This is a genomic window from Campylobacter sp. 2352 PW, assembly GCF_024723575.1.
Classification (GTDB): domain Bacteria; phylum Campylobacterota; class Campylobacteria; order Campylobacterales; family Campylobacteraceae; genus Campylobacter_D.
In genome coordinates, this window is the sequence record NZ_JANQCX010000008.1 from 1 (window position 1) to 23,795 (window position 23,795).

A 23,795-nucleotide genomic window follows, 5' to 3' on the forward strand; every position below is an offset into this window, starting at 1 on the left:
CACCACTTTCTTCTATGCTTTTTGGCAAAGGAAAAAATCCAAAATAAGCATACTTCACAATCCATCCTATAATCACACTATAAAAAGAAACAATCAAAATAGCGCCTATTAAAGAAAAGCCGACTATAGACCAAGCTCTTTTGTGTTTTGGTGCTAAAGTATAATAAGCATTTACAGGATCTTTTTCACTAAGTTTTCCTATGCTAAGTTCTGCTAAAAATATCACAAAACCTACACCCAAAGTCAAAAATAAATACAAAAGTACAAAGGCTGAGCCTCCATTTTGCCCTACTAAAGTTGGAAATTTCCAAGCATTTCCAAGCCCAACGGCTGAACCTGCCACTGCTAATACAAAGCCTATTTTAGAAAATTTATCATTCATAAAAATAACCTTAAATTTTATAAACACATAAAAAACATTTAATGTAGCTAAAAAAAACTTTAATTTATTTTAAATTATGCTTATTAATTTAAATTTCAATAATTTTAAAGCTATATTAATATATAATTTCGCTTTTATAAATCACGAGTAGGGATACGCAAGCCGAAAGGATTTAAATTTTATATCGAGGGAATACTATGAAAAAAATCGTATTTTTAATGCTAGCTTTAAGTGGTTTTGCATTCGCGGCTGAAGGTTCTATGAATCAATGGTTAGCTTCTTTTTCTATCTTAGCAGCAGGTTTAGGACTTGGTGTTGCAGCTTTAGGTGGTGCTATTGGTATGGGTAATACTGCAGCAGCAACTATAGCAGGTACTGCTAGAAACCCTGGTCTTGGTGGTAAATTAATGACTACTATGTTTATTGCTTTAGCGATGATTGAAGCTCAGGTTATTTATGCACTTGTTATTGCTCTTATCGCTCTTTATGCTAATCCATTCCAAGCATTAGTAGCAGCTTAATTATAAAAGCCCTTTTAGGGCTTTATGCGGTTATGGTGGAACTGGTAGACACGCCATCTTGAGGGGGTGGTGCGCTCAGCGTGTGCGAGTTCAAATCTCGCTAACCGCACCATTTAAGGAATTTTAAAAAATGGTTTTTTATCTCTTAATTAGCGCAATAGCTTTTTTAATTCTTTTTTTTGCTATTAAAAAATATACACTAAAATTAGATGAGCAAGCCTTACTTGAACCCATTAAAAATGATATCTATCCTGAATTTTGTGATCTTATTAACGAAGAAATAAGAAATATCAAAAACAATCTTTTACAAAACACTTTTACACTTCAAAATGAAAATAATAAAGATGATTTTTTGGAAAATTTAAGCGATATGAGCAGAAAGCTTAACCATATTCAAACTATGAATTTAAGTAAAAAAAGCAATGCTTTGTGGGAAGAAGCTCTTTTTGACTTTTTAAAAGAGCTCGAAAAGCTTAATGAACAATACTTAAAGAATAGTGATGAGATTAATGATTCAATCAGAACTTCTTTGCAAGAAAAATTTTCTAATTTAACAAAAAACTAACACAAACAAATTATTTATTTCAAAAAACACTTTATAATTTTAAGCTATTTTTATAAAGGAAATTCATGTTTGTCAATAAGAAAAAAATCAATGAGCAAATTATTCAATTAGAACAATCTAATCAAGCTTTTCAAGATATACTTAATGCTGTTAGCAAAACTATGGCGATGATAGAATTTCAAACAGATGGGACCATCATTAGCGCTAATGAAAATTTTCTAAAAACTATGAATTACTCTCTAGATGAAATTAAAGGAAAACACCATAGTATGTTTTGCTTACCTGAAGTAGTAAAGTCTCAACGCTATGTTGATTTTTGGAGAGATTTAAAAGATGGTAAATCAAGAAATGGTCTTTTTAGACGCATCGCAAAAGGTGGAAAAGACATTTATCTTGAAGCTAATTATCTTCCTATTTTAGATCAAAATAACAGAGTATATAAGGTTATTAAATTCGCCAATGACATTACTCAAAGGCACTATGAAATGCTTGATTTAAAAAACACCATAGATGCAGCTAATCGTTCTATGGCTATTATTGAATTTAATCCTTATGGAGAGATTTTAAATGCTAATGAAAACTTCACTCAAACTATGGGTTATTCACTAAATGAAATCAAAGGAAAACACCATAGTATGTTTTGCGAAGAAAAGTTTAGAAACTCAAAAGAATATACAATTTTTTGGGAAGAATTAAGAAGTGGTAAATTCCAATCAGGAAAATTTATACGCTTTGGTAAAAACAATAAACTAATCCACCTAGAAGCAAGTTATAATCCTATCAAAAATGATGATGGAGAAATTTATAAAGTTATTAAATTTGCAACAGATATTACCGAGCAAGTTGTAAGAGATGAGGAAAAACTAAAGCTCATTAGCGAGCTAGCAGAACAGAATGATAATTTAACTCAAGAAGGCGATAGTGTTATAGAAAATACTGTTCAAAATATTCAAAATATTGCCGAGATGATGAATAATAGCAGTAATTTAGTTTCATCATTAAATGAACAATCAGAAGAAATCAAAAATATCATTCAAACTATTAGTGATATAGCAGATCAAACCAATCTTTTAGCGCTAAATGCTGCCATAGAAGCAGCGCGTGCTGGAGAACATGGACGTGGTTTTGCTGTGGTTGCTGATGAAGTTAGAAATCTAGCTGAAAGAACTGGACATTCAGTAAATGAAATTACTACCACCATTAATTCTATCAGAAATGTAACAGCTGAAGTTGTACAAAGCATTAAAGATGGTTTAAGTGGTGTAAATCAAAGTGTGGATTTAGCCAAAGAAGCTAGAGAATGTATGGAAAAAATTAGAAATAGCTCAGCTCAAGTAGCACAAGCTATGCAAAATAAATAAGAGTTTTTAGCTCAAAAGCTAAAAACTTTTCCTGCTATAAAGCTTTTTTCTACCTTACCTTGCAAGGTATCATTTGCATATAAACCCTCCCCTTTAAAAGAAAGATTTTCTTCAAATACAACTAAATCAGCATCAAAACCAAGTTCTATTTTACCTTTGTTTAATCCTAAAAATTGCGCTTGATTATAACTTGTAAAATCACATAATTCTTTCCAAGTTAAAATACCTTCTTTTACTAAATATGTAAAACATAAACTCATATACATAGCTATGGCATTAATTCCAAAGTCTGCTTCATCAAAAGCTAAATCTTTTTTAGTGCTAGGAGTATGCAAAGAGCTTAAGAAAGTAATTTTTTTATCTTGAAGTAATTTTTTAAGACCTGTTAATTCATTTTTTGCTCTTAGTGGAGGTAAAATTTTTGCTTGAGTATTGAAATTTTCACAAGCGTTTTCATCTTTGATTAAATGATGGATTGAAATTTCACTATATTGATCATGTAGCAATTCAAATGATCTTGTAATTGCTAAAGAGTTAAAACAAGCTTTGTTTTTATAAAACTCCACTAATTCTTTCATTTTTACTACTTCACTAGTCTCAGCTATATCGCTAATTCCTATAAGTCCTAATTCAAAACTTGTTTGTCCATCATTCATCACTCCATGATCATCAAAACTCTCATCAAAACACTTTAAAAACACCGGAGTTGATTTCATATTAGCATATTGCATACACTGTCTTAAATAATTTGCACCTAAAGTACTTGAAAGTTCCAAGCCTTTTGCACCCATATCAATTAAGGTGGCGATATTTTTTAATTTTTCTGTTTTATCTAATACATTAATAGTGGGTAAAACATTAATATCTAAAGATTTTAATTTATCAAAATAAAGTGCATAGCCTTGAGTGTTAGCTTCTAAACTATCTTTTAAAACAATAGTCCCTACCCCGCCTTTTAAGCATGCTTTTTCAAGATCATATAATTTATCTATACTAAATTCATTATCAAGCAAACTAACATTTAAATCAATAAACGAAGGAAGCAAAGTTTTGCCTTTTATATCAACAATATGCTCATCATCTTTTAAATCATTAGCAATTTGAGTGATTTTTCCATCTTCTATTTTAAGATCAAGTACTTGTTCACCATAAATTTTTGCATTTTTAATAATCATGATATTTCCTCCTTTGATGACATCAAATCTTTCAAAGATTCCCAAGCATTTTTACCCTCTAGCATTAAAACCACTTCATTGACAATCGGGGTATAAATTTGAAATTGCTTTGATAAGGCATGTATAGCATAAGCAGTTTGCACTCCTTCGGCTACCTCTCCAAGCTCCATTAAAATATCTTTTATATTTTTGCCACTAGCCAAACTCAAACCTACTCTATAATTTCTTGATAGATTGCTTGAAGCTGTTAAAAATAAATCTCCAGCTCCACTAAGTCCTAAAAATGTTTCTTCTTTAGCATTAAAAAACTGCCCAAAACGGTGCATTTCCACTAAACCTCTTGAGACTAAAGAAGCTCTTGCATTATTGCCTAAATTTAAGCCATCGCAAACTCCACTTGCAATTGCTAAAACATTCTTATAAGCACCACAAATTTCAGCACCTTTAACATCAGAACTTGTATAGGTTTTAATATAGTTTGGAAAAAAACTCGCAAATTGATTACAAAGTTCTTGATTTTTACCACTAATAACCAAAGCACAAGGTTTTTTCTCTAGCACTTCACTTGCAAAAGAAGGTCCACTTAAAAAACAAAGTCTATCACTACTTATGAACTCACCAAAAACCTCATCCATAAATTTTAAACTTTTGCAATCAATGCCCTTAGAAGCTACAAGAATTTTTTGATTTAAATCTTTAAAATTATTTACAAGCCACTCATGTATTCCTTGAGCATATAAAGCAAAAACCAAATATTCATACTCTAAAGCTTCTTTGGTGCTAACAAAATAAGAAAGATCTTTTTCATGAAAAGAAGTTATCACGCATTCATTTTTAACACTCAATGCATCATATAAAGCGCTTCCCCATTTTCCTGCACCAACAACTGCTATTTTCATATTTAACCAAGTTTTGCTTTTAAAATTTCATTCACTTTAGCAGGATTAAACGCGCCCTTGCCTGCTTTCATTGCTTGCCCAACAAAGAAACCAAAAAGTTTATCTTTACCACTTTTATATTCAGCTACTTTATCTTCATTGTTTGCTAAAATTTCATCAACAATCTTTTCAATAGCACCATCATCGCTTACTTGTTTTAAACCAAGTTTTTCAATAGCATCATCAATTTCAACTTCTGTATTTTCAAACACATAAGCTAAAATATCCTTACCTGCTTTAGCACTAATAACACCTTCTTCTATGCGTTTGATTAAAACAGCTAATTTTTCTTGTTTTATAGGTGAGTTTTCTATAGTTAATTCACCTTTTAAAAGTCCCATTAACTCAGTTGTAAGCCAAGTAACACAAAGTTTTGGATTTAATTTTTGATCAATTAAATACTCAAAATATCTACAAAGCTCTAATGAAGAAACAATCACTTCACTATCGCTTTCTTTAATACCTAACTCACTAACAAATCTAGCTTTTTTCTCATCAGGAAGTTCAGGTATATCTTGACTTAGCATTTCATCATCTAAAATTACAGGTAAAAGATCAGGATCAGGAAAATATCTATATTCAGCAGAATCTTCCTTGCCTCTCATACTTCTAGTAACTAAATTAACCGTATCAAATAATCTTGTTTCTTGCACAACTTCTTGATCGTATTTTCCATCTTCCCAAGCTTCACTTTGGCGTTTTACTTCATACTCAATCGCCTTTTGGATAAAACGGAATGAATTTAAATTTTTAATCTCCACTCTAGTATAAAGCTTATCATCACCCTTTGGACGAATACTAACATTGGCATCACATCTAAAACTACCTTCTTGCATATTTGCATCTGAAATATCTAAAAATCTTATAATAGAATGAAGCTTTTTCAAATAAGCCACTGCTTCATCAGAACTTCTAAGTTCAGGCTCGCTAACGATTTCAAGCAAAGGTGTACCTGCTCTATTTAAATCTACTTTTGAAAAATTACTTTCATGTATATTTTTCCCCGCATCTTCTTCTAAATGAGCTCTAGTAATACCTATGCGTTTATTTTCTCCATTTACATTAATAAACAACTCGCCATTTTCTACTATAGGAATGTCAAATTGCGAAATTTGATAAGCCTTTGGTAAATCGGGATAAAAATAATTTTTTCTATTAAAAATACTTTTTTTATTTATAGTTGCATTAACTGCTTTTCCAAATGCTATAGCTTTTTTCACTGCTTCTTGATTTAATACAGGCAAAGCACCTGGTAAAGCTAAACATGTTGGGCATACATTAGTATTTGATTTTTCTCCAAAAGAAGTCGCACATGAGCAAAAGATTTTTGTTTTGGCATTTAATTGCGCATGAACTTCAAGTCCTATAACAACTTCAAACATTAAAATTTTCCTTAGAATTTTTTGTTTATTCTAGCGTTTTTTATTTCAAAAAGAGTTTAAAAAAGAATAAAAGAGGAATATTAAAAAAGAAAAAAGCAAAAAATATTTTTTGCTTTTTAAAAATTAATGATGTTCATCAACTACAGTTGCACCTGCTAAATAAACATAAGTTAAAATCATAAAAATAAAAGATTGTAAAAATGCCATAAAAGTTAGAAGCATATAAGCAGGTAGTGGTGCAACCCAAGGCACAAGAGCTAAAATAACTGCTAAGAATAAATCATCTCCTTTGATATTACCAAATAAACGGAAAGATAAAGAAATAACTCTTGAAAAATGAGAAACCACTTCTATAGGAAACATTAAAGGTGCTAGAATTTTAACAGGTCCCATAAAATGTGCAAAATACTTAAAAAATCCTTGAGTTCTAATGCCTTCAAAATGATAATATACAAATACTATAATAGCTAAAGAAGCACTAAAATTTAAACTAGCACTTGGAGCTTCAAAACCTGGGATAATTCCTATGATATTACTAAAAAACACCATAAAACCTATAGTTGCAACCAAAGGTAAATATTTTCTAGCAGCTTCATCACTACCCATGGTATCTCTACCCATGCTTAAAATGCCTTCCATATAAGCCTCAGCTAAATTCTGACTACCTCTTGGGACAATTTGCATGGATCTTGTAGCAAGTTTTGCTAAAATCAAAGAAATCACAACCACTATACCCAAATGAAAAAAGTATGCAAAGGTGTGACTAGAATCTATAAAAGAACTAAATAAAAATAAATCTTTCATTAAAAATCCTTAGCAGAATAAATATTTCAAAGCTAATATTATAAAAAAAAATTGCTTATATTTTAATGAAAATTCATTTTATTAGCGCAAAAATATCCTCCTAAAATCGCACCTGTAAAACCACCGCCAGGAAATATAAAAGCATTAGCAAAATATAAATTTTCTATACTTTTACTTTTATAATGCAATCTATATTTAACCCCTTCTTGATCTTGAGAAAATCCATAAATTGCACCCTCATAAGCTTTAGTATATCTTTGTATAGTTTTTGGCGTAGCTAATTCTTGATGGATTAAGTGTGAGCTTAAATTTGGAAATATCTCATCTAGTCTTTGCACTATAGCTTTTAATACCTCTTCTTTTTTAGCTTTATAATCTTGTTTATTTAAATCCCATTCACTATAATTTGAACTAAAAGCTACAACACCTATGTATCTATCGCTAGCTAAACCACTATCAATTTTAGAATAATTCACAAAAGCCATAGGTCTTTTTTTGATATCTAGTTTTAAAATATTAGTATTTTCATATGAACTATTTAAAAAATCATCTTCAAATATAAAATTGCAATAATCCATATTTTCATAAATTTTAGAAATATCTTTATCATAAATAAAATAAGCACTTACCAAAGAACAAGCACGCTTTTTAGACTCTATTGCTTTGATTTCTTGGGTTAAATTTAAATCTTTAAGCAAGTCTTTATATACGATTAAAGGATCACAATTTGCAATGATATTTTGCGCATAGATGGTGTGTTTTTGATTATTTTGAATGTATTCTACTCCATAAGCTTTTTGATCTTTTGTGAGTATTTTAACAACTTCAGCCTTAGCTAAAACCTGTCCTTGATTTTCTTTTATAACCTCAGCCAAAGCATCACTTAAAGCTTGTGAACCACCTTTAATATATACCCCACCATCATAATAATGCTTTTGAGCAATGCCATGAAAACTAAAAATAAATTCCTTACTATCATGATGATAATAGCTCATATTTGCATTTAAAATCTTTTTTAACTTATCATTTTTAATATAAGCATTTAAAACATCATAAACTTTTTTATTAAACAATCTGTTTTTGATAAATATCCAAGAAGTGCTAAATGGAAATAACAATAATTCACTTAATTTTAAATCCCAAGGAAACCTTCGAATAGCATAAGCTTGTAATCTTATAGCTTTAAAATATTTATCAATGCCTTTGCATTCTTGTGGAAATTCTTTTTTCAAAACCTCTTTTACTTTTTCTATGCCATGAGGTAAAGTTAGATTATAATTTTTACTTTTAATACTCCATGCACTTGGTAAAGGTAAAATTTCAATTTTATTCTTTATACCAAGTTTTTCAAAAATCAAATGCTTCATGTCAGTTTTTGCTTCACCTAGATCCATTTCATGAAGCCCCGCATCAATCAAAGCACCTTTTCTTTTAAAACAAGTAGCACAACCACCGATTAAAGAATGCTGTTCTAAAACTAAAACTTTTTTACCATTTCTAGCTAAAAAAACACCCGCACTTAAGCCTCCAAGACCTGAACCTATAATGATTACATCAAATTTTACATCCATTCTAAAACCTCACGTAATTCTTTGGCTACAAAACATTTTAAACCAAGTTCTTCCATAGGTTTAACCGGCACTATGGCATTTTTAAATTTTTGCATTTTAGCTTCTTTTAAACGCACATCAAGAGAAAATACTTCTTTAATCTCACCATTTAAACTAAGCTCACCCACAAAAACACTATCTTTGCTTAAAGGGCGGTTTTTAAAACTTGAAATAATCGCTGCAACCACCGCTAAATCTGCCGCAGTTTCACTAATTTTCACCCCACCACTTACATTAATAAACACATCATAATGCCCCAAAGGAATTTCAAGCTTTCTCTCAAGTAAAGCTATGAGCATATCTAAACGATTTTTTTCATAGCCTGTTGCACTGCGTTTTGGGTATGCACTCTCACAAACTAGGGCTTGAATTTCTAGTACTAAAGCTCTGCTTCCTTCCATCACTACACTCAAAGCGCTACCACTTACTGCCTTGCCACGCGTAAAAAATCTATTAGCTATGTCTTTAGCACTAATTAAACCCTTAGAAGTCATTTCAAAAATACCAACTTCGGAAATATTTCCAAAACGATTTTTAAAACCTCTTAAAATCCTTATTTCTTTATTAGCATCACCTTCAAAATAAAGCACCACATCTACCATATGCTCTAAAATTCTAGGTCCAGCTATAGCTCCATCTTTAGTAATATGACCTATGATAAAAGTGCTAATATTATTAGCCTTAGAATAGCGCATTAACTCAAAAGTAATTTCTCTAACTTGAGTGATACTACCTGCCGCTGAAGTAATTTTATTAGAATATAAAGTTTGTATAGAATCAATAATTAAAATTTCATAATCTTTTTTAGAAAGCTCACTTAAAATATCTTCCAAGCAAAGTTCAGTAAGTAAAAATAAATTCTCGCAATTTGCATTCAAACGATCTGCACGCAGTTTGATTTGAGATTTACTCTCCTCTCCACTTACATAAAGTACTTTTTTACCACTTTTTGCCAAATTAGAAGCAATTTTTAATAAAAGTGTGGATTTTCCAACCCCAGGTGAACCCCCAATTAACACCAAAGAGCCCACAACAAGCCCGCCACCTAAAACCAAATCAAGCTCATTATCATCAGTGCTAATGCGAGTGAAATTTTCTGCTATAACATCATTTATACATACTGCAGAACTTGGAGTGTTTGAGAGCGAATTTAACTCTTTTAAAACCTTAATTTGCTCTTGCTTTAGCTCAATAAAACTATCCCAAGAACCACATTCAGGACATTTGCCTAGCCATTTACTTTGCTGATTTCCACAAGCTTGACATTCAAATAAAATATGTTTTTTAGCCATAAATTATGCAAAAATCTCTTCAGCTAAAGTTTTAACGTATTCATTAGGATTAAACTCATGAATTTGTCCTAGTTGCTCCCCTACTCCTACATATAAAATAGGAAGCTCAAGTTCTCTTGCTATACTAAACAAAGCCCCACCTTTAGCGGTTCCATCAAGTTTTGTAATAATCACTCCATCAAGTTTTACTAAATCATTAAAAGCTTTTGCTTGCAAAATTCCTGCCACACCTTGAGTGCCATCAAGTACAAGGATTTTTCTATGAGGAGCTCCCTGCATTGCTTTATCGCTTATGCGGACAATTTTTTCAAGCTCATTAGCAAGATTTTTTTGATTTTGCAAGCGTCCTGCTGTATCTAAAATAACCCTATCATAGTTTTTTGCTAAAGCTTTAGAAATAGCATCATAAGCAACTGCCGAAGGATCATGCCCTTGTGAAGTAGCTATGATATCTATATCTAATTTTTGCGCCCATAATTTTAACTGCTCTATAGCTCCTGCCCTAAAAGTATCACAAGCTCCAAGTATAACCTTTTCACCATTTTCTTTATACAAATGTGCCATTTTAGCAATGCTTGTGGTCTTACCCACTCCATTTACACCTAAAATCAAATCCACAAAAGGTTTGGCATTAGCAAGTTCTGGCTTATCATAAATAAAATAAGTTCCCATAACACGCTCTAAATCAGCCTTTTTAACCTCATCATTTGGAGGAAGATAGTAAATAATCTCTTCAACTATTTCATACGCCACATCAGCTTCTAAAAGCATTTCTTCAAGCAAATCTTTAGTAATGATTTTATTTGAAGCCTTAACTAAATGAATACTTTCTAAGGTTTTTTTCAAACCATTTTTTAAAAATCCAAACATCACATTATCGCTTTTTGTATATCTATATCTAACATTTCTTCAGGGATTACCCCTAAATACTCTTTAATCTTTTCACCTTTTGTATTAAATAACACCATTGTTGGTACAGAACTGACATTTAAAACTTTAGAAAAAACAAAATTATTCTCTCCTATAGCTACTGGAAATTTAATTTTTTCATCTTTTATAAAAGTTAATATTTCTTGCTCCTTATTCTCTTCCAAAAAAAGCGCTATTACTTCAAATCTATCTTGATATTTATTATTTAAATTATTTAAATGTGGAATTTGAGCCTTACAAGGTGCACACCAAGTCGTAAAAAAAACAAACAACTTAGCTTTAGCTGTATCATCAAAATTAAATGCTTGCTCATGATATTTCACATACATTTTTCTACCATCTAAAAATTTTAAAGTAAAATCAGTATTTTCACTTTGAGTTAAACTTGCATTGTCTATATTTTCAGTGCTAGAATTTTCTTTATCACTCGAACATGAAGTAAAAAATATCATAATAAAAATTACTAAAAAAATTTTAAATTTCAAGTCTTATCCTTATGATTTTTTAAGCTTAAAAGTATAACATAAAAAGTTAAAAACTTTAAGGAAAGCCTTGATAAAAAACAATTTTAGAATAAAACAAAAATCCAAAATGCATTTAAAATTAAAGTATCAATACAAAAGGGATTTTTTGGTCTTTCAAGAAATAAAGAAAATTCTAATTTTATGCAAAAATTGTAGAAATATCCTTATATATATCCCTTTAAAATATGAAATTAATCTTTATAAATTCAGGCATTTTCTAACAAAAAAATATCAAATTTTCGTCCCATTTATGCAAGATAAAAGTTTAAAGGTAGTAAAATTAAGATTAGCTCTTGAAAAAAAGAGCTTTGGGGTGTATGAGCCAAAAGATTCTTTTTTGCAAACTCGCATTGATGTTGCGATTATCCCTGTAATAGGCGTAGATGCAAAGTTAGGAAGAATCGGTCATGGTCAAGGTTTTTACGATAGGTTTTTTGAAAGCATTTCTTATAAAAAGCCTTTGGTTATTTTTACGCAAATGATCGATGCAAAATCTGATCAATTTTTTAGCCAAGATCATGATATAAAAGGAAATTTTTATATAAACCCTTATAAAAAATATTTTAGGAAAGTTAAAAACAATGATAGAAATATTAGTCGCATTAATAGCCGTTTTTATAGGCGGAGGGATTGGGTATATAGTCGCCAAAAAGATTAATGATGCAAATTTCAATATCTTTTTAGAGCAAGCAAAAGCAAAAGCAAAAGCCATTGAATATGAAGCTGAACTAACACTTAAAGATGCTAAAAATTCAGTTGCTGAAGCTGAATTTGCGGCAAAGAAAAAATTTGATGAAAAAATTCAAAAACTTCAAAAAGAACATTCTATTAAGCTAGAAGAGCTTAATAAAAAAGAACAAAATCTTCATTATCAAGAAAAACTTCATGAGGAAAATAAAAACAAGTTAGCAAAAGAACAGCAAGCTATAAAAGCTTTACATGAGGAAAATGAAAATTTAAAACAAAATTATGAAACAAAGCTTAGTGAAGTATTAAAAATTCTTGAACATTCAGCTGGTCTTACACAAGAAGAAGCAAAAAATATAGTTTTACAAAAAGTAGAAGAAAACTCAAGAGCTGAAATTGCTCATATTGTTAGAAAATACGAAGAAGAAGCTAGAAATGAAGCCAAAAGAAAAGCTAATTTTATCTTAGCGCAAGCTACTTCAAGATTTGCAGGGGAATTTGCTGCTGAAAGATTAATTAATGTGGTAAATATCAAAAATGATGAGCTAAAAGGTCGTATTATAGGTAAAGAAGGAAGAAATGTTAAAACCTTAGAAATGGTTTTGGGTGTTGATATTATCATCGATGATACACCTGGAGCAATTATAGTAAGTTGTTTTAATCTATATAGACGCGCCATTGCTACAAAGGTGATTGAACTTTTAGTTGAAGATGGCAGAATTCAACCTGCAAAAATAGAAGAAATTCATGAAAAAGTTTGCAAAGAATTTGAAGATAATATCTTAGAAGAAGGTCAAACTATAGTAATGGATTTAGGACTTAATAATATACATCCTGAAATTGTCAAATTAATAGGAAAATTAAGATATAGAGCAAGTTATGGCCAAAATGCTCTAGCACATTCTTTAGAAGTGGCACATTTAGCTGGAATCATAGCAGCTGAGTGTGGCGGGGATGAAAAATTAGCAAGAAGAGCTGGGATTTTACACGATATAGGCAAGGCTTTAACACATGAATTTGAAGGCTCTCATGTGGATTTAGGAGCTGAACTTTGCAAAAGATACAAAGAACATCCTATTGTGATTAATGCAATTTATGCTCATCATGGGCATGAAGAAGCTATTAGCATAGAATCAGCTGCAGTTTGTACAGCAGATACACTAAGTGCTGCACGCCCTGGAGCAAGACGTGAAGTTTTAGAAGCTTTTTTAAAAAGAGTGAGCGAACTTGAAGATATAGCAAAGAGCAAAGAAGGGGTTAAAAAAGCTTATGCTATTAATGCTGGTAGGGAAATTAGAGTTATTGTTAATGCAAAATTAGTCAATGATGATGAATCTGTGCTTTTAGCTAAAGAAATAGCTGAAGAGATTCAAGAAAAAGTTCAATACCCTGGCGAAATAAAAGTCAATGTCATCAGAGAGCTTAGAGCGATTGATTTTGCAAGATAAGGTTTTTCATGCAAGAAATGATAAATAATCTAAGTACTTATGGCTATTTGATTTTATTTTTTTATTCTTTTGGTGGAGGTATGGTTGCTATACTTGCTGCAGGAGTGCTTTGTGCAAGTTCTACTAAACTTGATTTGCATTTATGTATATTTTTAGCCTTTTTAGCTAATACCATAGGCTCAACCTTGTTGTTTATCTTGGGAAAATACTATAAAAAAGACATAATGCCTTATTTTAAAAATCATAGAAGAAAAATCGCTCTTGCTATGATGAAAATCAAAAAATACGGTGATTTGCTTTTAGTGGTGCAAAAATTTATCTATGGAGTAAAAACCATCATTCCTATAGCAGCAGGTCTTTGTAAATTTAGCTTTGTAAGATTTTTTATCATCAACACCTTAGCTAGTTTGATTTGGGCTGTTATTTTAGGTTATGCTGGTTTTATTTTTGGAAATACCCTAAAAGAAGCTTTTGAAGCATTTGCCAACTATCCTTACATAGCTCCTGTTTTTATAATCACTTTAATTTTTATTATATGGTTATATTTATCACGCTTTTCTAAGAAAAAATGAGTTTAAAATTCTCTATAAAAGAAACTTATAGAGAATTTTTTATTTTATTATTGTGTTTTTTAGCAATTTTTAGTTTAAATCTCATCTATGAGTATAAAAAATATCAAAATTTTAAACTTACTAAGCATTTATTACTTAAAGATAACATCGTTTTATCTTCTTATGAAAAAACTAATAAAAAAGGTAAAAAATATCAAGTTTTAAAACTCAAAAATTCTGATTTTATTTTTTACACCACTAGCTTTAAAGATCTCAATTTAAGTAAAAATGACATGATAAATCTTAGAATTATCACTAAAAATATTAACTTTAAAGATTATCTTAGTAAAAGTTTTTATGTGCCAAGTTATGATTTTAACAAAACCAAAACACAAAAAGAAAATACCTTAATAAAGTATTTTCTAAATCAACATCATAATGAAAAAATCAAAGAATTTTATGGGGCTTTATTTTTTGCCAAAAATGTATCAAGTGAGCTTAGAAATGATGTAAATTTTTACAATATCGCACATTTAATTGCTATTAGTGGATATCATTTGGGCTTGTTATTTAGTTTTTGCTTTTTGATTTTTGCTCCTTTATATGCTTTTTTTCATAAACGATACTTCCCTTATAGAAGTTTAAAACTTGATATTAGTATTTTTGCTTTCTTGCTTTTAATTTTTTATATATTTTTAATAGATTTTAGCCCTTCTTATACAAGAGCTTTACTGATGAGTCTTTTTGCTTTTTATTTATTTAGTAAAAATATTAAAATACTAAGTTTTAAATTTTTATTTTTAAGTATAGCATTTTGTATTAGCATTTTTCCAAAACTTCTTTTTAGTGTTGGGTTTTTATTTTCTATTTTGGGAGTTTTTTATATTTATTTATATCTTCATCATTTTAAAGATCAATTTTCAAATTTTACTCATGTTTTTTTGCTAAATATTTGGACCTTTTTAGCAATGATTATCCCTGTCTTATACTTTTTTCCTCTACTTAGCTTTCAGCAATTTTTAGCCATACCTTTAAGCTTAGCCTTTGTGGTATTTTATCCTTTGGTTTTAATCTTGCATATTTTTTCTTATGGAAATTTATTAGATTTATATTTAATGCATTTTTTTGAGTTTAAAATGCACGCGATTAATCTATCAATACCTTTTGTGTTTTATTGTATTTATTTAATTTTATCTTTAATCGCTATATTTAATAAATACTTAGCTCTTTTTGTAGTTTCTCTTGGGTTTACTCCCTTTATTTTCTTGATTTAAAAGCAAATAAGCCTTTAATCCCAAAAGATAAATAATCCAAGAAATGTAAATCCACAAAAAGAAAAATAATATTACAGAAAAAGAACCATATACATTTAAATAGGTTTTATTATATACAGCATAATACACAAAAATCATCTTGGAAATATACCAAATTACAGAAGCACCAAAAGAACTAATAAGTAAGGTTTTTAAATCACCTTTTTTGCTTACTGAACTTGAATAAGAGACAAAAAATAAAGCCCATATAATCACATAGGGTAAAATCTCAAAAAAATTTAAAGCAATATTAAAATCATCTAAGGTTTTTTGTATAAAACCTGAAATATAAAAACTCACACCAAGTCCAAGCGGAGTTAAAGTTGCTAAAGTCCAATAAGAACTTATACTGTGCCAAAGACTTTTAGAATCTTCCTCTAAAAGCTTATTAATCACATAATCATAACCTGAAAAAAAAGCCAAAGAAGTCAAAGCCATAGCCAAAAGCCCTATAAGACCTAAATTTACGCTGTTTTTTAAAAAGGTATTGATATATTGTATGATTAATTCTTGTTGAGTTGGGATTAAAAAAGTAAAAATTAAATTTTTAATTCTTTCTTGATACATTTCAAAACTTGGAATTTGGGTAAAAACCCAAAAACATAAAAACAAAAGTGGTATTAAAGATAAGATAGTATAAAAACTCAAAGCCGCAGCATAATTTAAAATTTCTTTATCTCTTAAAGCTAAAAGAATTTTAAATAAGTTTTTAAAACTCATCAAAGTCCCATTTTGAAAGGATTGAGTATATTATTCGGATCAAATGCTTTTTTGATATTTCTCATTAAGTCCATTTCAGCTTCACTAAAAGCAAGCTTCATAAAAGGAGCTTTTGAAATGCCTATGCCATGCTCTCCACTTAAAGTCCCACCTAAAGAGACCGTAAGCTTAAACACCTCTTCCACAGCTTCATAACCTTTTTTAACTAATTCAGGATTGTTTTTGTCACTTACCATTACATTAGTATGTACATTCCCATCGCCAGTATGACCAAAACAAGGGATTTTAAAACCATATTTTTTAGAAATTTCAGCTATGCCTTTTAAAAGATCAGGCAGTTTTGAACGCGGTACTGTAATATCTTCATTAAGTTTTAAATTTCCATACATTGCTATGCTTTGAGAACAATTTCTTCTAGCAAACCAAATATTAGCTGCTTCTTGATCATCTTTTGCTATTTTAAACTCTCTTACGCCAGATTCATAAAAACTTTCTTGCAAGATTTTTAAATCTGCTTCCAAAGCCTCTTCTACATTACCATCTACATCAGCGATTAAAATCGCACCTGCATCCATAGGCAAGCCTTTTTGAAATTTTTGCTCTAATGCTTGTATGCTTAGTTGATCTAAAAATTCCATAGATACAGGAGTTGCACCTTTAGCTAAAGTTTTATAAACTGCATTCATCGCTTCATCAATGCTATTAAAAATCCCCATAGCTGTCTTTTTAAACTTTGGCAAAGCTACTAGTTTTAAAGTAATCTCGCTAAGCACAGCCAAAGATCCCTCACTTGCTATTAAAATTCCAGCTAGATTATAACCCGCTACATCTTTTATGGTTTTTTTGCCTGCCCTAATGATTTCTCCATTAGGTAAAACAGCTCTTAAAGCCATTACATAATCTTTAGTTATACCATACTTAGCAGCCCTCATACCCCCTGCATTTTCGCTTACATTGCCCCCTAAAGAAGAATACTCCATACTAGCAGGATCAGGTGGATAAAATAAGCCATATTCTTTTACTTTTTCTTGCAAAGCCATATTTATCACACCAGGTTGTACCACTGCAACTAAATTTTCAAGATCAATTTCTAAAATCTTATTCATATGCTTTTCAAAGCTTAGCACCACTCCGCCATTAACAGCCAAGCTTCCACCGGTAAATCCGCTGCCTGAGCCCCTAGGAATGACGATGATTTTATTTTTATTGCAGTATTTTAGAATTTGACTAATATCATTTTCATCTCTTGGGAAAAGCACTCCATCGGGTAAGTAATGCTTTTTAGTGGCATCATAACTATACGCTCTTTTATGGATAGGATCAAAATGCGCATTTTCAACCCCTAAAAGATCTTGAAAGAATTTTTGATGAATTTCTTGCATTATTTTTCTCTAGTTAAGCTAATTAGTTTTTCATAATATACATAATAATTTCCAATAGCCTCATCATTTAAACTAAAAATATCACTTTTATAACCTGTAATTCTTGAATAAAATGGAATTTGCAAACTTTGAGCTTGTGGTATGGCAAATTCTTCTATCTTGCCAAAATCTTGACAATCAACTATTTCAGCTTTATTTTCTAAAGCTACTACTAAAAGCCCTGCAGCATTTTTTGAACAAAAAGATCTAAAATCTGATCTTCTTGGAGTTTGGCGGTATTCTTGTATCATATGTGCACCAAATAAATCAGGATGTAAAAAATAAATTCCATTTAATTTTTGAGCTATAAAATCATACACACTTTTATCAGGAGCTATAATCAAAGCTCTATCGTATAAATAATTTAAAACTATTTTATCGCCTACTTGTGGTAATACATTTGGCAAAGGCATAGCATCTTGAGCTAGCATATCAAAAACTTTAAATTGTAATTTAACCAAGCCATTTTCACGCCCTATCACACTAGCTCTTGCAATGATAGATTTTTGTGTATCAATTTCATGCACAACTATACCACTTGAGTGCAATAAAATTCTAGGATCATCTTTTATATAACCATAAATATCATCTACTTTTTCAAGTTTTGTTTGTATTAAATCAAAATTTTTAGCTTGCAAAAATGCTAAAAAACAGCAAAGCATTAAGATAATTCTTGACAATTTATACTCCTTAAAAAGTGTAAAAAATAAATTATATTGTTTTTTCCTTACAAAATTGTAAGAAAAATTAAGTAGAATACAAATTTATGTTTAAAATTTAGAAGGCTTTAGATTATCATGAAAAAAATTTTCATATCTTTACTTATATCTATAAAACTTTTTGCTATTTCAAGTATTGAAGAACTTTCTTGGGAAAATGGCAAAACTTTACTTGATTTTTTACAAGATCATTCTATACCACTTAATTTATATTATAATCTTGATACCGAAGATAAAGAACTAAGCGCAGAAATTGCAAGTGGCATTAAATACCAAATGCTAAAAGATGAGCAAGGTGAGCTCGAGCAAGTTTTAATCCCAATTAGTGATGATTTACAAATTCATATTTACAAAAATATAGAAAATAAATTCGTATTGAGTTTTACCCCTATTTCTTACACTAAAGAAAAAAGAACCATTCGCGTAGCTATTAACAACTCAGCTTATCAAGATGTTTATGATGAAAGTGGCAGTGTAACCTTAGCAAGAGCTATGGTGAGAGCTTTTAAAAATAGTGTTAATTTTAAAAATGTCAGAAAAGGCGATAGCGTAGTATTAATTTATGAGCAAAAAAGAAGACTAGGAAGACTTTTTGGCGATATTAATATCCAAGCAGCTTTAGCTAACATTAGAGGTAAAGAATATTCTGTGTTTTTATATAAAGATTCTTATTATAATGCTCAAGGAAAAGAGCTTGAAAATTTCTTTTTAACCAAACCTGTTAAATACACAAGAATTTCAGATCGCTTTACTAGGGCAAGATATCATCCTATCTTAAAACGCTATAGGGCGCATTTAGGTATTGACTATGCTGCTCCAACGGGTACTCCAGTTAAGAGCGCAGGAGATGGAACGATTAGTTTTGTTGGGACAAAAGGTGGCTATGGTAAGGTTGTACAAGTAAAACATGTATCAGGCTATATGACTTTATATGCTCACCTTAGCCGTTTTGCAAAAATCAAACGTGGTCAAAAAGTCAAACAAGGTCAAGTGATTGCCTATGTAGGCTCTACTGGTATGAGTACTGGGCCACATTTGCATTTTGGACTTTATCTAAATAACAAAGCAATTAATCCTGAAACCATAGTGAAAATTCCAAAATCAAGCCTAAGCGGTAAAAATAAAGAAGAATTTTTAAAAATGGCAAAAGAGTATGAAAATCGCTTGCAAAGCATTGATGAAAACTATAAAAATCCACCAAAAGAACAAAATATAGAAAATTCTATGGAGCTTTGAGATGATGAATGATTTTTTAGAAGCACAAGAACTTTTAAAAAATATTTCCAAAGATCAAAGCACCTATGAAACCAATGAAGCCCTAAAGACTATCAAAAGATATAACGAAGAGCTTTATTTGCAAACCCTTAAATCTTTTGATACTTACACACTTGCAAATGTAGCTACTATAACACCTGAACATATCTTAGAAGATATTTTAGAACACTTAAGCATTATAAAGATTGCAAAAGCAGTAGAAGAGCTTGAAAGTGATGATGCAACAGACTTAATTAAGCGTTTTGAAGAGCTAAATCCGCAAAAAACTTTAGCTATTTTAAACCGCTTAAGCTCTGAAGATAAAGAAGAAATTTTACGCCTTAAAAATTATGATGAAAATACTGCTGGTGCTTATATGCAAACAGAAATTTTCACAGCTTCTATTGATGAGAGTATAGAAAAAGCTATTAAAAGATATAGAATTTTAAAACATTCAGGACAAGTAGATCAAATTTTTCAAGTTTATATCATAGATAATCAAGGAAAGCTTTGCAATGCTATCAACCTAAGCGATCTTTTGCTTTGGGATTTTAAACTAAGTTTTGCAGATATTATTAAAAACAATAATGAAAGATATAAAAGCTATAGCGTAAAAGATCATGAGGATATACAAAAGGCTATTGATATAGTAGAAGATTATGATTTGAGTGTTTTAGCGGTTGTAAATGATGATGGAGTGCTTTTAGGTAGAATTACTTATGATGATATCCATGATTTAATCCAAGAAAACGCAACAGAACAAATTTATAACTTAGCTGGAGTCGATGCAGATGTTGAGGAAGAAAGTGCTTTTAAAGCGGCTAAAGCTAGAGCTTTTTGGCTTATGATTAATCTTACTACTTCATTAATCTCAGCTAATATCATCAGTCTTTTTTCAGGTGAAATAGAACAACTTGTAGCCCTAGCAGTACTTATGCCTATTGTGGCTTCCATGGGAGGCAATACAGGCTCACAAGCTTTAGCAGTAACAGTTAGAAAACTTTCACTCAATGAAGTAGAATTTAAAGATGCTAAAAAAGTTATATTAAGAGAGAGTGGAATTTCTTTACTCAATGGATTTATATTTGCTAGTATTATGAGCATTATAGCTTTCATATGGTTTAAAACAGCTCTTTTGGGACTTGTTATAGCCTTATCAATGCTAATTAATCTAGCCTTAGCCGGTTTTGTAGGTTCTTTTGTACCTCTAACTTTGAAAAAATTTAAAATCGATCCTGCGGTAGGATCAAGTGTAGTGATTACTGCGATTACTGATGGTTTGGGATTTTTTAGCTTCTTACTTTTAGCAAAAATGATTTTATTATAAAAAAGGGAAATTATGTCAAGCATTACATATAAAGGTCAAATTATAGAACTTGCAGGAATTGAACTAGAAGTTGGAGATAATGCTCCAAGGGTAGTTCTAAGAACCAAAAATCTTGCCCCAGTAGAAATAGCACCACCTGGGAAAACTCAAATTTTATTAACTCTGCCTAGCTTGGATACGCCAGTATGCTCAAAACAAGCCAAAGAAACCAATAAAAGACTAGCTTCTATGAAAAATATTGAAGTTATTATTGTTAGTATGGATTTACCTTTTGCTATGGATCGTTTTTGTGCTACCGAAGGAATTGATAATATTATAACCGCAAGTGATTTTGCCTTTAAAGATTTTGGCATAAACTATGGGGTATTAATAAATGATAGTATATTTGCAGGATTGCTAGCAAGAGCAGCTTTTGTAATTAAAGATGGAAAAATAGTATACAAACAGCTCGTAAAAGAGCTGATGGGAAAAATCGATTTTAAAGATTTAGAACTTTTTATGCATAGAAATTATGGTTACCCTTTGAATTAACCTTCAAAGTTTGTAACCACAAAATCTTCTTTTGGAGCTTCGATAAAGCACGATTTTTCTTTCAAAAAAAGCAAATCCACATGCCCTACAGGGCCATTTCTATTTTTACCTATAATGAGCTCAGCCTTTTCTTGCACAGGATTTGGCATAAATTTTCTCTCATAAGTCTTGCCTTCATTTTTGGCTTTATTTTCTCTTTCTTTTTCTTCTTGTTCTCTATAAACTTCATCTCTATATACAAATAAAATCGTATCTGCATCTTGTTCTATAGCACCACTTTCTCTTAAATCACTAAGCATAGGACGCTTGTTTGCTCTACTTTCTAATGAACGATTTAATTGCGAAAGTGCCACTACTGGCATATTTAATTCTCTTGCTAAAAGCTTTAAACCTCTTGAAATTTCACTCACTTGCAAATGCCTATCATTAAAAGCTGAATTACTCATCATAAGACCGATATAATCTACCACGCAAAGCTCGATACTCTCATCTTGAGCTTTAATTTTGCGTAAAATCGAACGAATATCAGCTATACTAGCATAACCGCTATCATAAATATAAAGATTTTTTTGTGCATATTCATTACAAGCATCACCCACCCTACTCCACTCATCATCATTTAAATCTGCGATTAGAATTTTTTGCAAAGGAATGGAAGTTTTTGCACTGATTAATCTTTGCATGATTTGTGTAGCAGGCATTTCTAGTGAAAACATTACAACGCCTTTATTTTGTCTTAGTGTTTTTTCTATAAAATTTAAACAAATTGTAGTTTTTCCCATACCTGGGCGTGCAGCGATAATTACAAGATCGCCGGGTTTAAAGCCTTTTGTCATTTTATTAAGCTCGCTAAAACCTGTATCAAGTCCCAAAATATCTTTATTTTCAGCTTCTTTTTGCTTTTTAAACTCATCCATAAGTTCAGACATAACCATAGTCATATCTTTAATACTATTACTATTTACACGGTTGGTAAGATTAAAAATCTCTTTGCCTATTTCATCTGAAATTTGAGAAATGCTTTTATCTTCATTAACCCTTGTAGGTATAGTATAAGCAAAATTTAAAAGTTGGCGTCTGATGGATTTTTCTCTTAATTCATATGCGTATTTGCTCACATCTGCTATGGAAGTAGTGGCTAAAACTTCAGCTAAAATTTGCTCATCTATTTTTTTATGTTTTCTTATAAAACTTGCACTTATAGGCTCGCCTGCATTCACACAAGCTAAAATCGCTTTGTAAATATCTTGATGAGCTTTGAGTGAAAAATCATTAATCTCAATATCTGAAGAAATACTAAAAAAAGAATCCTCGCTATATATACAAGAACTTAAAATCGCCCTTTCAAGATCTAAATCAAAATGCTCATTATTTTGACTCATACATACTCCAAATTATAAATTTGCAAATAAATCAGTTGATAAATATCGCTCTGCTGTATCATTTAACATAGTTAAGACTTTTTTATTTGGATTTTCTAAAGCGATTTTTCTAGCCATATATACATTTGCTCCGCTTGAAATTCCTGCCATTATGCCGTTTTTACCAAGCTCTAAGGCTGTATTTATAGCATCTTCATTGCTTACACAAACTATCTCATCTATAATTTTTTGATTTAAAATTTTCGGGATAAAATTTGCACCTATACCTTGAATTTTATGGCTTGCAGCGGTATTTTGGCTCAAAAGTGGCGAAGCTGCAGGCTCTAAAGCTATGATTTTGACATTAGGATTGTGTTCTTTTAAAATTTCTCCTACCCCACTAATAGTCCCACCTGTGCCAAAACCTGCTAAAAAAATATCAAGATCAGGTAAAGCTTTTAAAATTTCTAAGGCAGTATTTTTTCTATGTGCGTTTTTGTTGTTGATATTTTCAAATTGACTTACCATAAACGAATTTGGAATTTCACTCAAAAGCTCATTAGCTCTATTAAGCGCTCCTTGCATACCCTTGCTTGCTTGAGTAAGCTCTAGCTCTGCACCAAAAAAACTCATCATTTTTCTACGCTCAATACTCATAGACTCAGGCATAGCTATGATAAGTTTAAGCTTTAAGCTTGCGCAAATCATTGCTAAAGCTATACCGGTATTTCCACTTGTAGCTTCTATAATGGTTGTTTCTTGATTGATTTTACCTTCATTTAAAGCTTGTTTTATCATCTCCACAGCCGCTCTATCTTTTATAGAATGACTTGGATTAAAATACTCACATTTAGCATAAAGATTTGGAGCAAATTCTTTTAAAGAAATAATCGGGGTATTACCTATACAATCTAAAATATTATTATAAACTGACATTGTTTTCCTTGTAATTTTTTAAAAACAATATCAAAAGAAAATT

The 23,795-nt window shown here is 30.5% G+C and carries 22 protein-coding genes, 1 tRNA gene and 3 pseudogenes; 12 read left to right on the forward strand and 14 right to left on the reverse strand.

Annotated elements, in window-relative coordinates; all coding sequences use genetic code 11:
* Positions 1-382: pseudogene (locus CAMP5121_RS05615) on the reverse strand (sodium-dependent transporter); the annotation flags it as partial.
* Positions 383-579: 197 nt separating this feature from the next.
* Here CAMP5121_RS05615 and CAMP5121_RS05620 point away from each other — a divergent pair.
* The 5 genes and pseudogenes from CAMP5121_RS05620 to cetZ form a co-directional block, all read left to right on the forward strand.
* Positions 580-903, forward strand: a complete 324-nt coding sequence (locus tag CAMP5121_RS05620; RefSeq protein WP_012661906.1) for a F0F1 ATP synthase subunit C — start codon at positions 580-582, stop codon at positions 901-903.
* 26 nt (positions 904-929) lie between these two features.
* Positions 930-1,015: transfer RNA gene (locus CAMP5121_RS05625), tRNA-Leu, on the forward strand.
* An 18-nt stretch (positions 1,016-1,033) separates the two neighbouring features.
* Entirely contained in the window at positions 1,034-1,468 is a 435-nt protein-coding gene (locus CAMP5121_RS05630; protein ID WP_337215020.1) for a hypothetical protein, read from the forward strand.
* Positions 1,469-1,533: 65 nt separating this feature from the next.
* Positions 1,534-2,301 (forward strand): annotated as a pseudogene (locus CAMP5121_RS08130) (PAS domain-containing protein); the annotation flags it as partial.
* A 102-nt stretch (positions 2,302-2,403) separates the two neighbouring features.
* A pseudogene (cetZ, locus tag CAMP5121_RS08135) lies at positions 2,404-2,829 on the forward strand (energy taxis response protein CetZ); the annotation flags it as partial.
* Between the two features lie 11 nt (positions 2,830-2,840).
* Here cetZ and CAMP5121_RS05640 read toward each other — a convergent pair.
* The 8 genes from CAMP5121_RS05640 to CAMP5121_RS05675 all read right to left on the reverse strand — a co-directional run bounded on the left by CAMP5121_RS05640 (position 2,841) and on the right by CAMP5121_RS05675 (position 11,445).
* Positions 2,841-4,004 (reverse strand): metal-dependent hydrolase, encoded by a 1,164-nt coding sequence (locus tag CAMP5121_RS05640; RefSeq protein ID WP_337215022.1) that lies wholly within the window; start codon positions 4,002-4,004, stop codon positions 2,841-2,843.
* A complete protein-coding gene (locus tag CAMP5121_RS05645; RefSeq protein ID WP_337215023.1) occupies positions 4,001-4,903 on the reverse strand; it encodes an NAD(P)H-dependent glycerol-3-phosphate dehydrogenase in 903 nt (300 codons plus the stop codon). Before CAMP5121_RS05645 ends, CAMP5121_RS05640 begins: the two co-directional genes overlap by 4 nt.
* 2 nt (positions 4,904-4,905) lie before the next feature.
* A complete protein-coding gene (gatB, locus tag CAMP5121_RS05650) occupies positions 4,906-6,324 on the reverse strand; it encodes an Asp-tRNA(Asn)/Glu-tRNA(Gln) amidotransferase subunit GatB (RefSeq protein WP_337215024.1) in 1,419 nt (472 codons plus the stop codon).
* A gap of 123 nt (positions 6,325-6,447) precedes the next feature.
* Positions 6,448-7,128, reverse strand: coding sequence for a F0F1 ATP synthase subunit A (locus tag CAMP5121_RS05655; RefSeq protein ID WP_039668715.1), 681 nt, complete (start codon positions 7,126-7,128; stop codon positions 6,448-6,450).
* Positions 7,129-7,190: 62 nt separating this feature from the next.
* Positions 7,191-8,699: a phytoene desaturase family protein gene (locus CAMP5121_RS05660; RefSeq protein WP_337215025.1), complete on the reverse strand. Its 1,509-nt coding sequence runs from the start codon at positions 8,697-8,699 to the stop codon at positions 7,191-7,193.
* On the reverse strand, positions 8,690-10,030 hold the full coding sequence (gene radA, locus CAMP5121_RS05665) for a DNA repair protein RadA (protein ID WP_263682356.1): 1,341 nt from the start codon (positions 10,028-10,030) through the stop codon (positions 8,690-8,692). Before radA ends, CAMP5121_RS05660 begins: the two co-directional genes overlap by 10 nt.
* A 3-nt stretch (positions 10,031-10,033) precedes the next feature.
* Positions 10,034-10,900, reverse strand: a complete 867-nt coding sequence (gene ftsY, locus CAMP5121_RS05670; RefSeq protein ID WP_337215026.1) for a signal recognition particle-docking protein FtsY — start codon at positions 10,898-10,900, stop codon at positions 10,034-10,036.
* Positions 10,900-11,445 (reverse strand): TlpA family protein disulfide reductase, encoded by a 546-nt coding sequence (locus tag CAMP5121_RS05675; protein ID WP_337215027.1) that lies wholly within the window; start codon positions 11,443-11,445, stop codon positions 10,900-10,902. The genes ftsY and CAMP5121_RS05675 overlap by 1 nt, the downstream gene beginning before the upstream one ends.
* Before the next feature lie 67 nt (positions 11,446-11,512).
* Between CAMP5121_RS05675 and CAMP5121_RS05680 the strand changes: the two genes are divergently transcribed.
* The 4 genes from CAMP5121_RS05680 to CAMP5121_RS05695 are packed head-to-tail and all read left to right on the forward strand — an operon-like array spanning position 11,513 to position 15,444.
* Entirely contained in the window at positions 11,513-12,142 is a 630-nt protein-coding gene (locus CAMP5121_RS05680; RefSeq protein ID WP_337215028.1) for a 5-formyltetrahydrofolate cyclo-ligase, read from the forward strand.
* Positions 12,066-13,619, forward strand: coding sequence for a ribonuclease Y (rny, locus tag CAMP5121_RS05685; protein ID WP_337215029.1), 1,554 nt, complete (start codon positions 12,066-12,068; stop codon positions 13,617-13,619). The genes CAMP5121_RS05680 and rny overlap by 77 nt, the downstream gene beginning before the upstream one ends.
* Before the next feature lie 8 nt (positions 13,620-13,627).
* Entirely contained in the window at positions 13,628-14,191 is a 564-nt protein-coding gene (locus CAMP5121_RS05690) for a DedA family protein (protein WP_337215030.1), read from the forward strand.
* Positions 14,188-15,444, forward strand: coding sequence for a ComEC/Rec2 family competence protein (locus tag CAMP5121_RS05695; protein WP_337215031.1), 1,257 nt, complete (start codon positions 14,188-14,190; stop codon positions 15,442-15,444). Before CAMP5121_RS05690 ends, CAMP5121_RS05695 begins: the two co-directional genes overlap by 4 nt.
* On the opposite strand, the gene CAMP5121_RS05700 is transcribed toward CAMP5121_RS05695, so the two are convergent.
* From CAMP5121_RS05700 to CAMP5121_RS05710, 3 genes are read right to left on the reverse strand one after another with little or no spacing between them, the layout of a single operon-like run.
* Positions 15,391-16,203 carry a YihY/virulence factor BrkB family protein gene (locus CAMP5121_RS05700; RefSeq protein WP_337215032.1) on the reverse strand — a complete coding sequence of 271 codons (813 nt, stop codon included), beginning with the start codon at positions 16,201-16,203 and terminating at the stop codon, positions 15,391-15,393. The genes CAMP5121_RS05695 and CAMP5121_RS05700 overlap by 54 nt on opposite strands.
* Entirely contained in the window at positions 16,203-17,585 is a 1,383-nt protein-coding gene (locus tag CAMP5121_RS05705) for an FAD-linked oxidase C-terminal domain-containing protein (protein WP_337215033.1), read from the reverse strand. The genes CAMP5121_RS05700 and CAMP5121_RS05705 overlap by 1 nt, the downstream gene beginning before the upstream one ends.
* Positions 17,585-18,295 (reverse strand): plasminogen-binding N-terminal domain-containing protein, encoded by a 711-nt coding sequence (locus CAMP5121_RS05710; protein ID WP_442863288.1) that lies wholly within the window; start codon positions 18,293-18,295, stop codon positions 17,585-17,587. Before CAMP5121_RS05710 ends, CAMP5121_RS05705 begins: the two co-directional genes overlap by 1 nt.
* Positions 18,296-18,421: 126 nt before the next feature.
* Here CAMP5121_RS05710 and CAMP5121_RS05715 point away from each other — a divergent pair, with 126 nt between their 5' ends.
* From CAMP5121_RS05715 to tpx, 3 genes are read left to right on the forward strand one after another with little or no spacing between them, the layout of a single operon-like run.
* The gene (locus CAMP5121_RS05715; RefSeq protein ID WP_214099192.1) at positions 18,422-19,579 is read left to right on the forward strand and encodes a peptidoglycan DD-metalloendopeptidase family protein; all 1,158 of its coding nucleotides are present in this window, start codon (positions 18,422-18,424) and stop codon (positions 19,577-19,579) included.
* A gap of 1 nt (position 19,580) precedes the next feature.
* Positions 19,581-20,924 carry a magnesium transporter gene (gene mgtE / locus CAMP5121_RS05720; RefSeq protein WP_337215034.1) on the forward strand — a complete coding sequence of 448 codons (1,344 nt, stop codon included), beginning with the start codon at positions 19,581-19,583 and terminating at the stop codon, positions 20,922-20,924.
* Between the two features lie 12 nt (positions 20,925-20,936).
* Positions 20,937-21,455: a thiol peroxidase gene (gene tpx / locus CAMP5121_RS05725; RefSeq protein ID WP_263663449.1), complete on the forward strand. Its 519-nt coding sequence runs from the start codon at positions 20,937-20,939 to the stop codon at positions 21,453-21,455.
* Here the strand turns inward: tpx and CAMP5121_RS05730 are convergent.
* Both CAMP5121_RS05730 and cysK read right to left on the reverse strand, forming a co-directional pair.
* Positions 21,452-22,837 carry a replicative DNA helicase gene (locus CAMP5121_RS05730; protein WP_039618998.1) on the reverse strand — a complete coding sequence of 462 codons (1,386 nt, stop codon included), beginning with the start codon at positions 22,835-22,837 and terminating at the stop codon, positions 21,452-21,454. The genes tpx and CAMP5121_RS05730 overlap by 4 nt on opposite strands.
* Before the next feature lie 12 nt (positions 22,838-22,849).
* Entirely contained in the window at positions 22,850-23,752 is a 903-nt protein-coding gene (gene cysK, locus CAMP5121_RS05735; RefSeq protein ID WP_337215035.1) for a cysteine synthase A, read from the reverse strand.
* Between the last annotated feature and the right edge of the window lie 43 nt (positions 23,753-23,795).

Excerpts from the sequence above, each read along its gene's own strand:
- CAMP5121_RS05620 (WP_012661906.1), top strand. The coding sequence starts at position 580 with ATGAAAAAAATCGTATTTTTAATGCTAGCTTTAAGTGGTTTTGCATTC.
- CAMP5121_RS05630 (WP_337215020.1), top strand. The coding sequence starts at position 1,034 with ATGGTTTTTTATCTCTTAATTAGCGCAATAGCTTTTTTAATTCTTTTT.
- CAMP5121_RS05640 (WP_337215022.1), bottom strand. The coding sequence starts at position 4,004 with ATGATTATTAAAAATGCAAAAATTTATGGTGAACAAGTACTTGATCTT.
- CAMP5121_RS05645 (WP_337215023.1), bottom strand. The coding sequence starts at position 4,903 with ATGAAAATAGCAGTTGTTGGTGCAGGAAAATGGGGAAGCGCTTTATAT.
- gatB (WP_337215024.1), bottom strand. The coding sequence starts at position 6,324 with ATGTTTGAAGTTGTTATAGGACTTGAAGTTCATGCGCAATTAAATGCC.
- CAMP5121_RS05655 (WP_039668715.1), bottom strand. The coding sequence starts at position 7,128 with ATGAAAGATTTATTTTTATTTAGTTCTTTTATAGATTCTAGTCACACC.
- CAMP5121_RS05660 (WP_337215025.1), bottom strand. The coding sequence starts at position 8,699 with ATGGATGTAAAATTTGATGTAATCATTATAGGTTCAGGTCTTGGAGGC.
- radA (WP_263682356.1), bottom strand. The coding sequence starts at position 10,030 with ATGGCTAAAAAACATATTTTATTTGAATGTCAAGCTTGTGGAAATCAG.
- ftsY (WP_337215026.1), bottom strand. The coding sequence starts at position 10,900 with ATGTTTGGATTTTTAAAAAATGGTTTGAAAAAAACCTTAGAAAGTATT.
- rny (WP_337215029.1), top strand. The coding sequence starts at position 12,066 with ATGATAGAAATATTAGTCGCATTAATAGCCGTTTTTATAGGCGGAGGG.
- CAMP5121_RS05690 (WP_337215030.1), top strand. The coding sequence starts at position 13,628 with ATGCAAGAAATGATAAATAATCTAAGTACTTATGGCTATTTGATTTTA.
- CAMP5121_RS05695 (WP_337215031.1), top strand. The coding sequence starts at position 14,188 with ATGAGTTTAAAATTCTCTATAAAAGAAACTTATAGAGAATTTTTTATT.
- CAMP5121_RS05700 (WP_337215032.1), bottom strand. The coding sequence starts at position 16,203 with ATGAGTTTTAAAAACTTATTTAAAATTCTTTTAGCTTTAAGAGATAAA.
- CAMP5121_RS05705 (WP_337215033.1), bottom strand. The coding sequence starts at position 17,585 with ATGCAAGAAATTCATCAAAAATTCTTTCAAGATCTTTTAGGGGTTGAA.
- CAMP5121_RS05715 (WP_214099192.1), top strand. The coding sequence starts at position 18,422 with ATGAAAAAAATTTTCATATCTTTACTTATATCTATAAAACTTTTTGCT.
- mgtE (WP_337215034.1), top strand. The coding sequence starts at position 19,581 with ATGATGAATGATTTTTTAGAAGCACAAGAACTTTTAAAAAATATTTCC.
- tpx (WP_263663449.1), top strand. The coding sequence starts at position 20,937 with ATGTCAAGCATTACATATAAAGGTCAAATTATAGAACTTGCAGGAATT.
- CAMP5121_RS05730 (WP_039618998.1), bottom strand. The coding sequence starts at position 22,837 with ATGAGTCAAAATAATGAGCATTTTGATTTAGATCTTGAAAGGGCGATT.
- cysK (WP_337215035.1), bottom strand. The coding sequence starts at position 23,752 with ATGTCAGTTTATAATAATATTTTAGATTGTATAGGTAATACCCCGATT.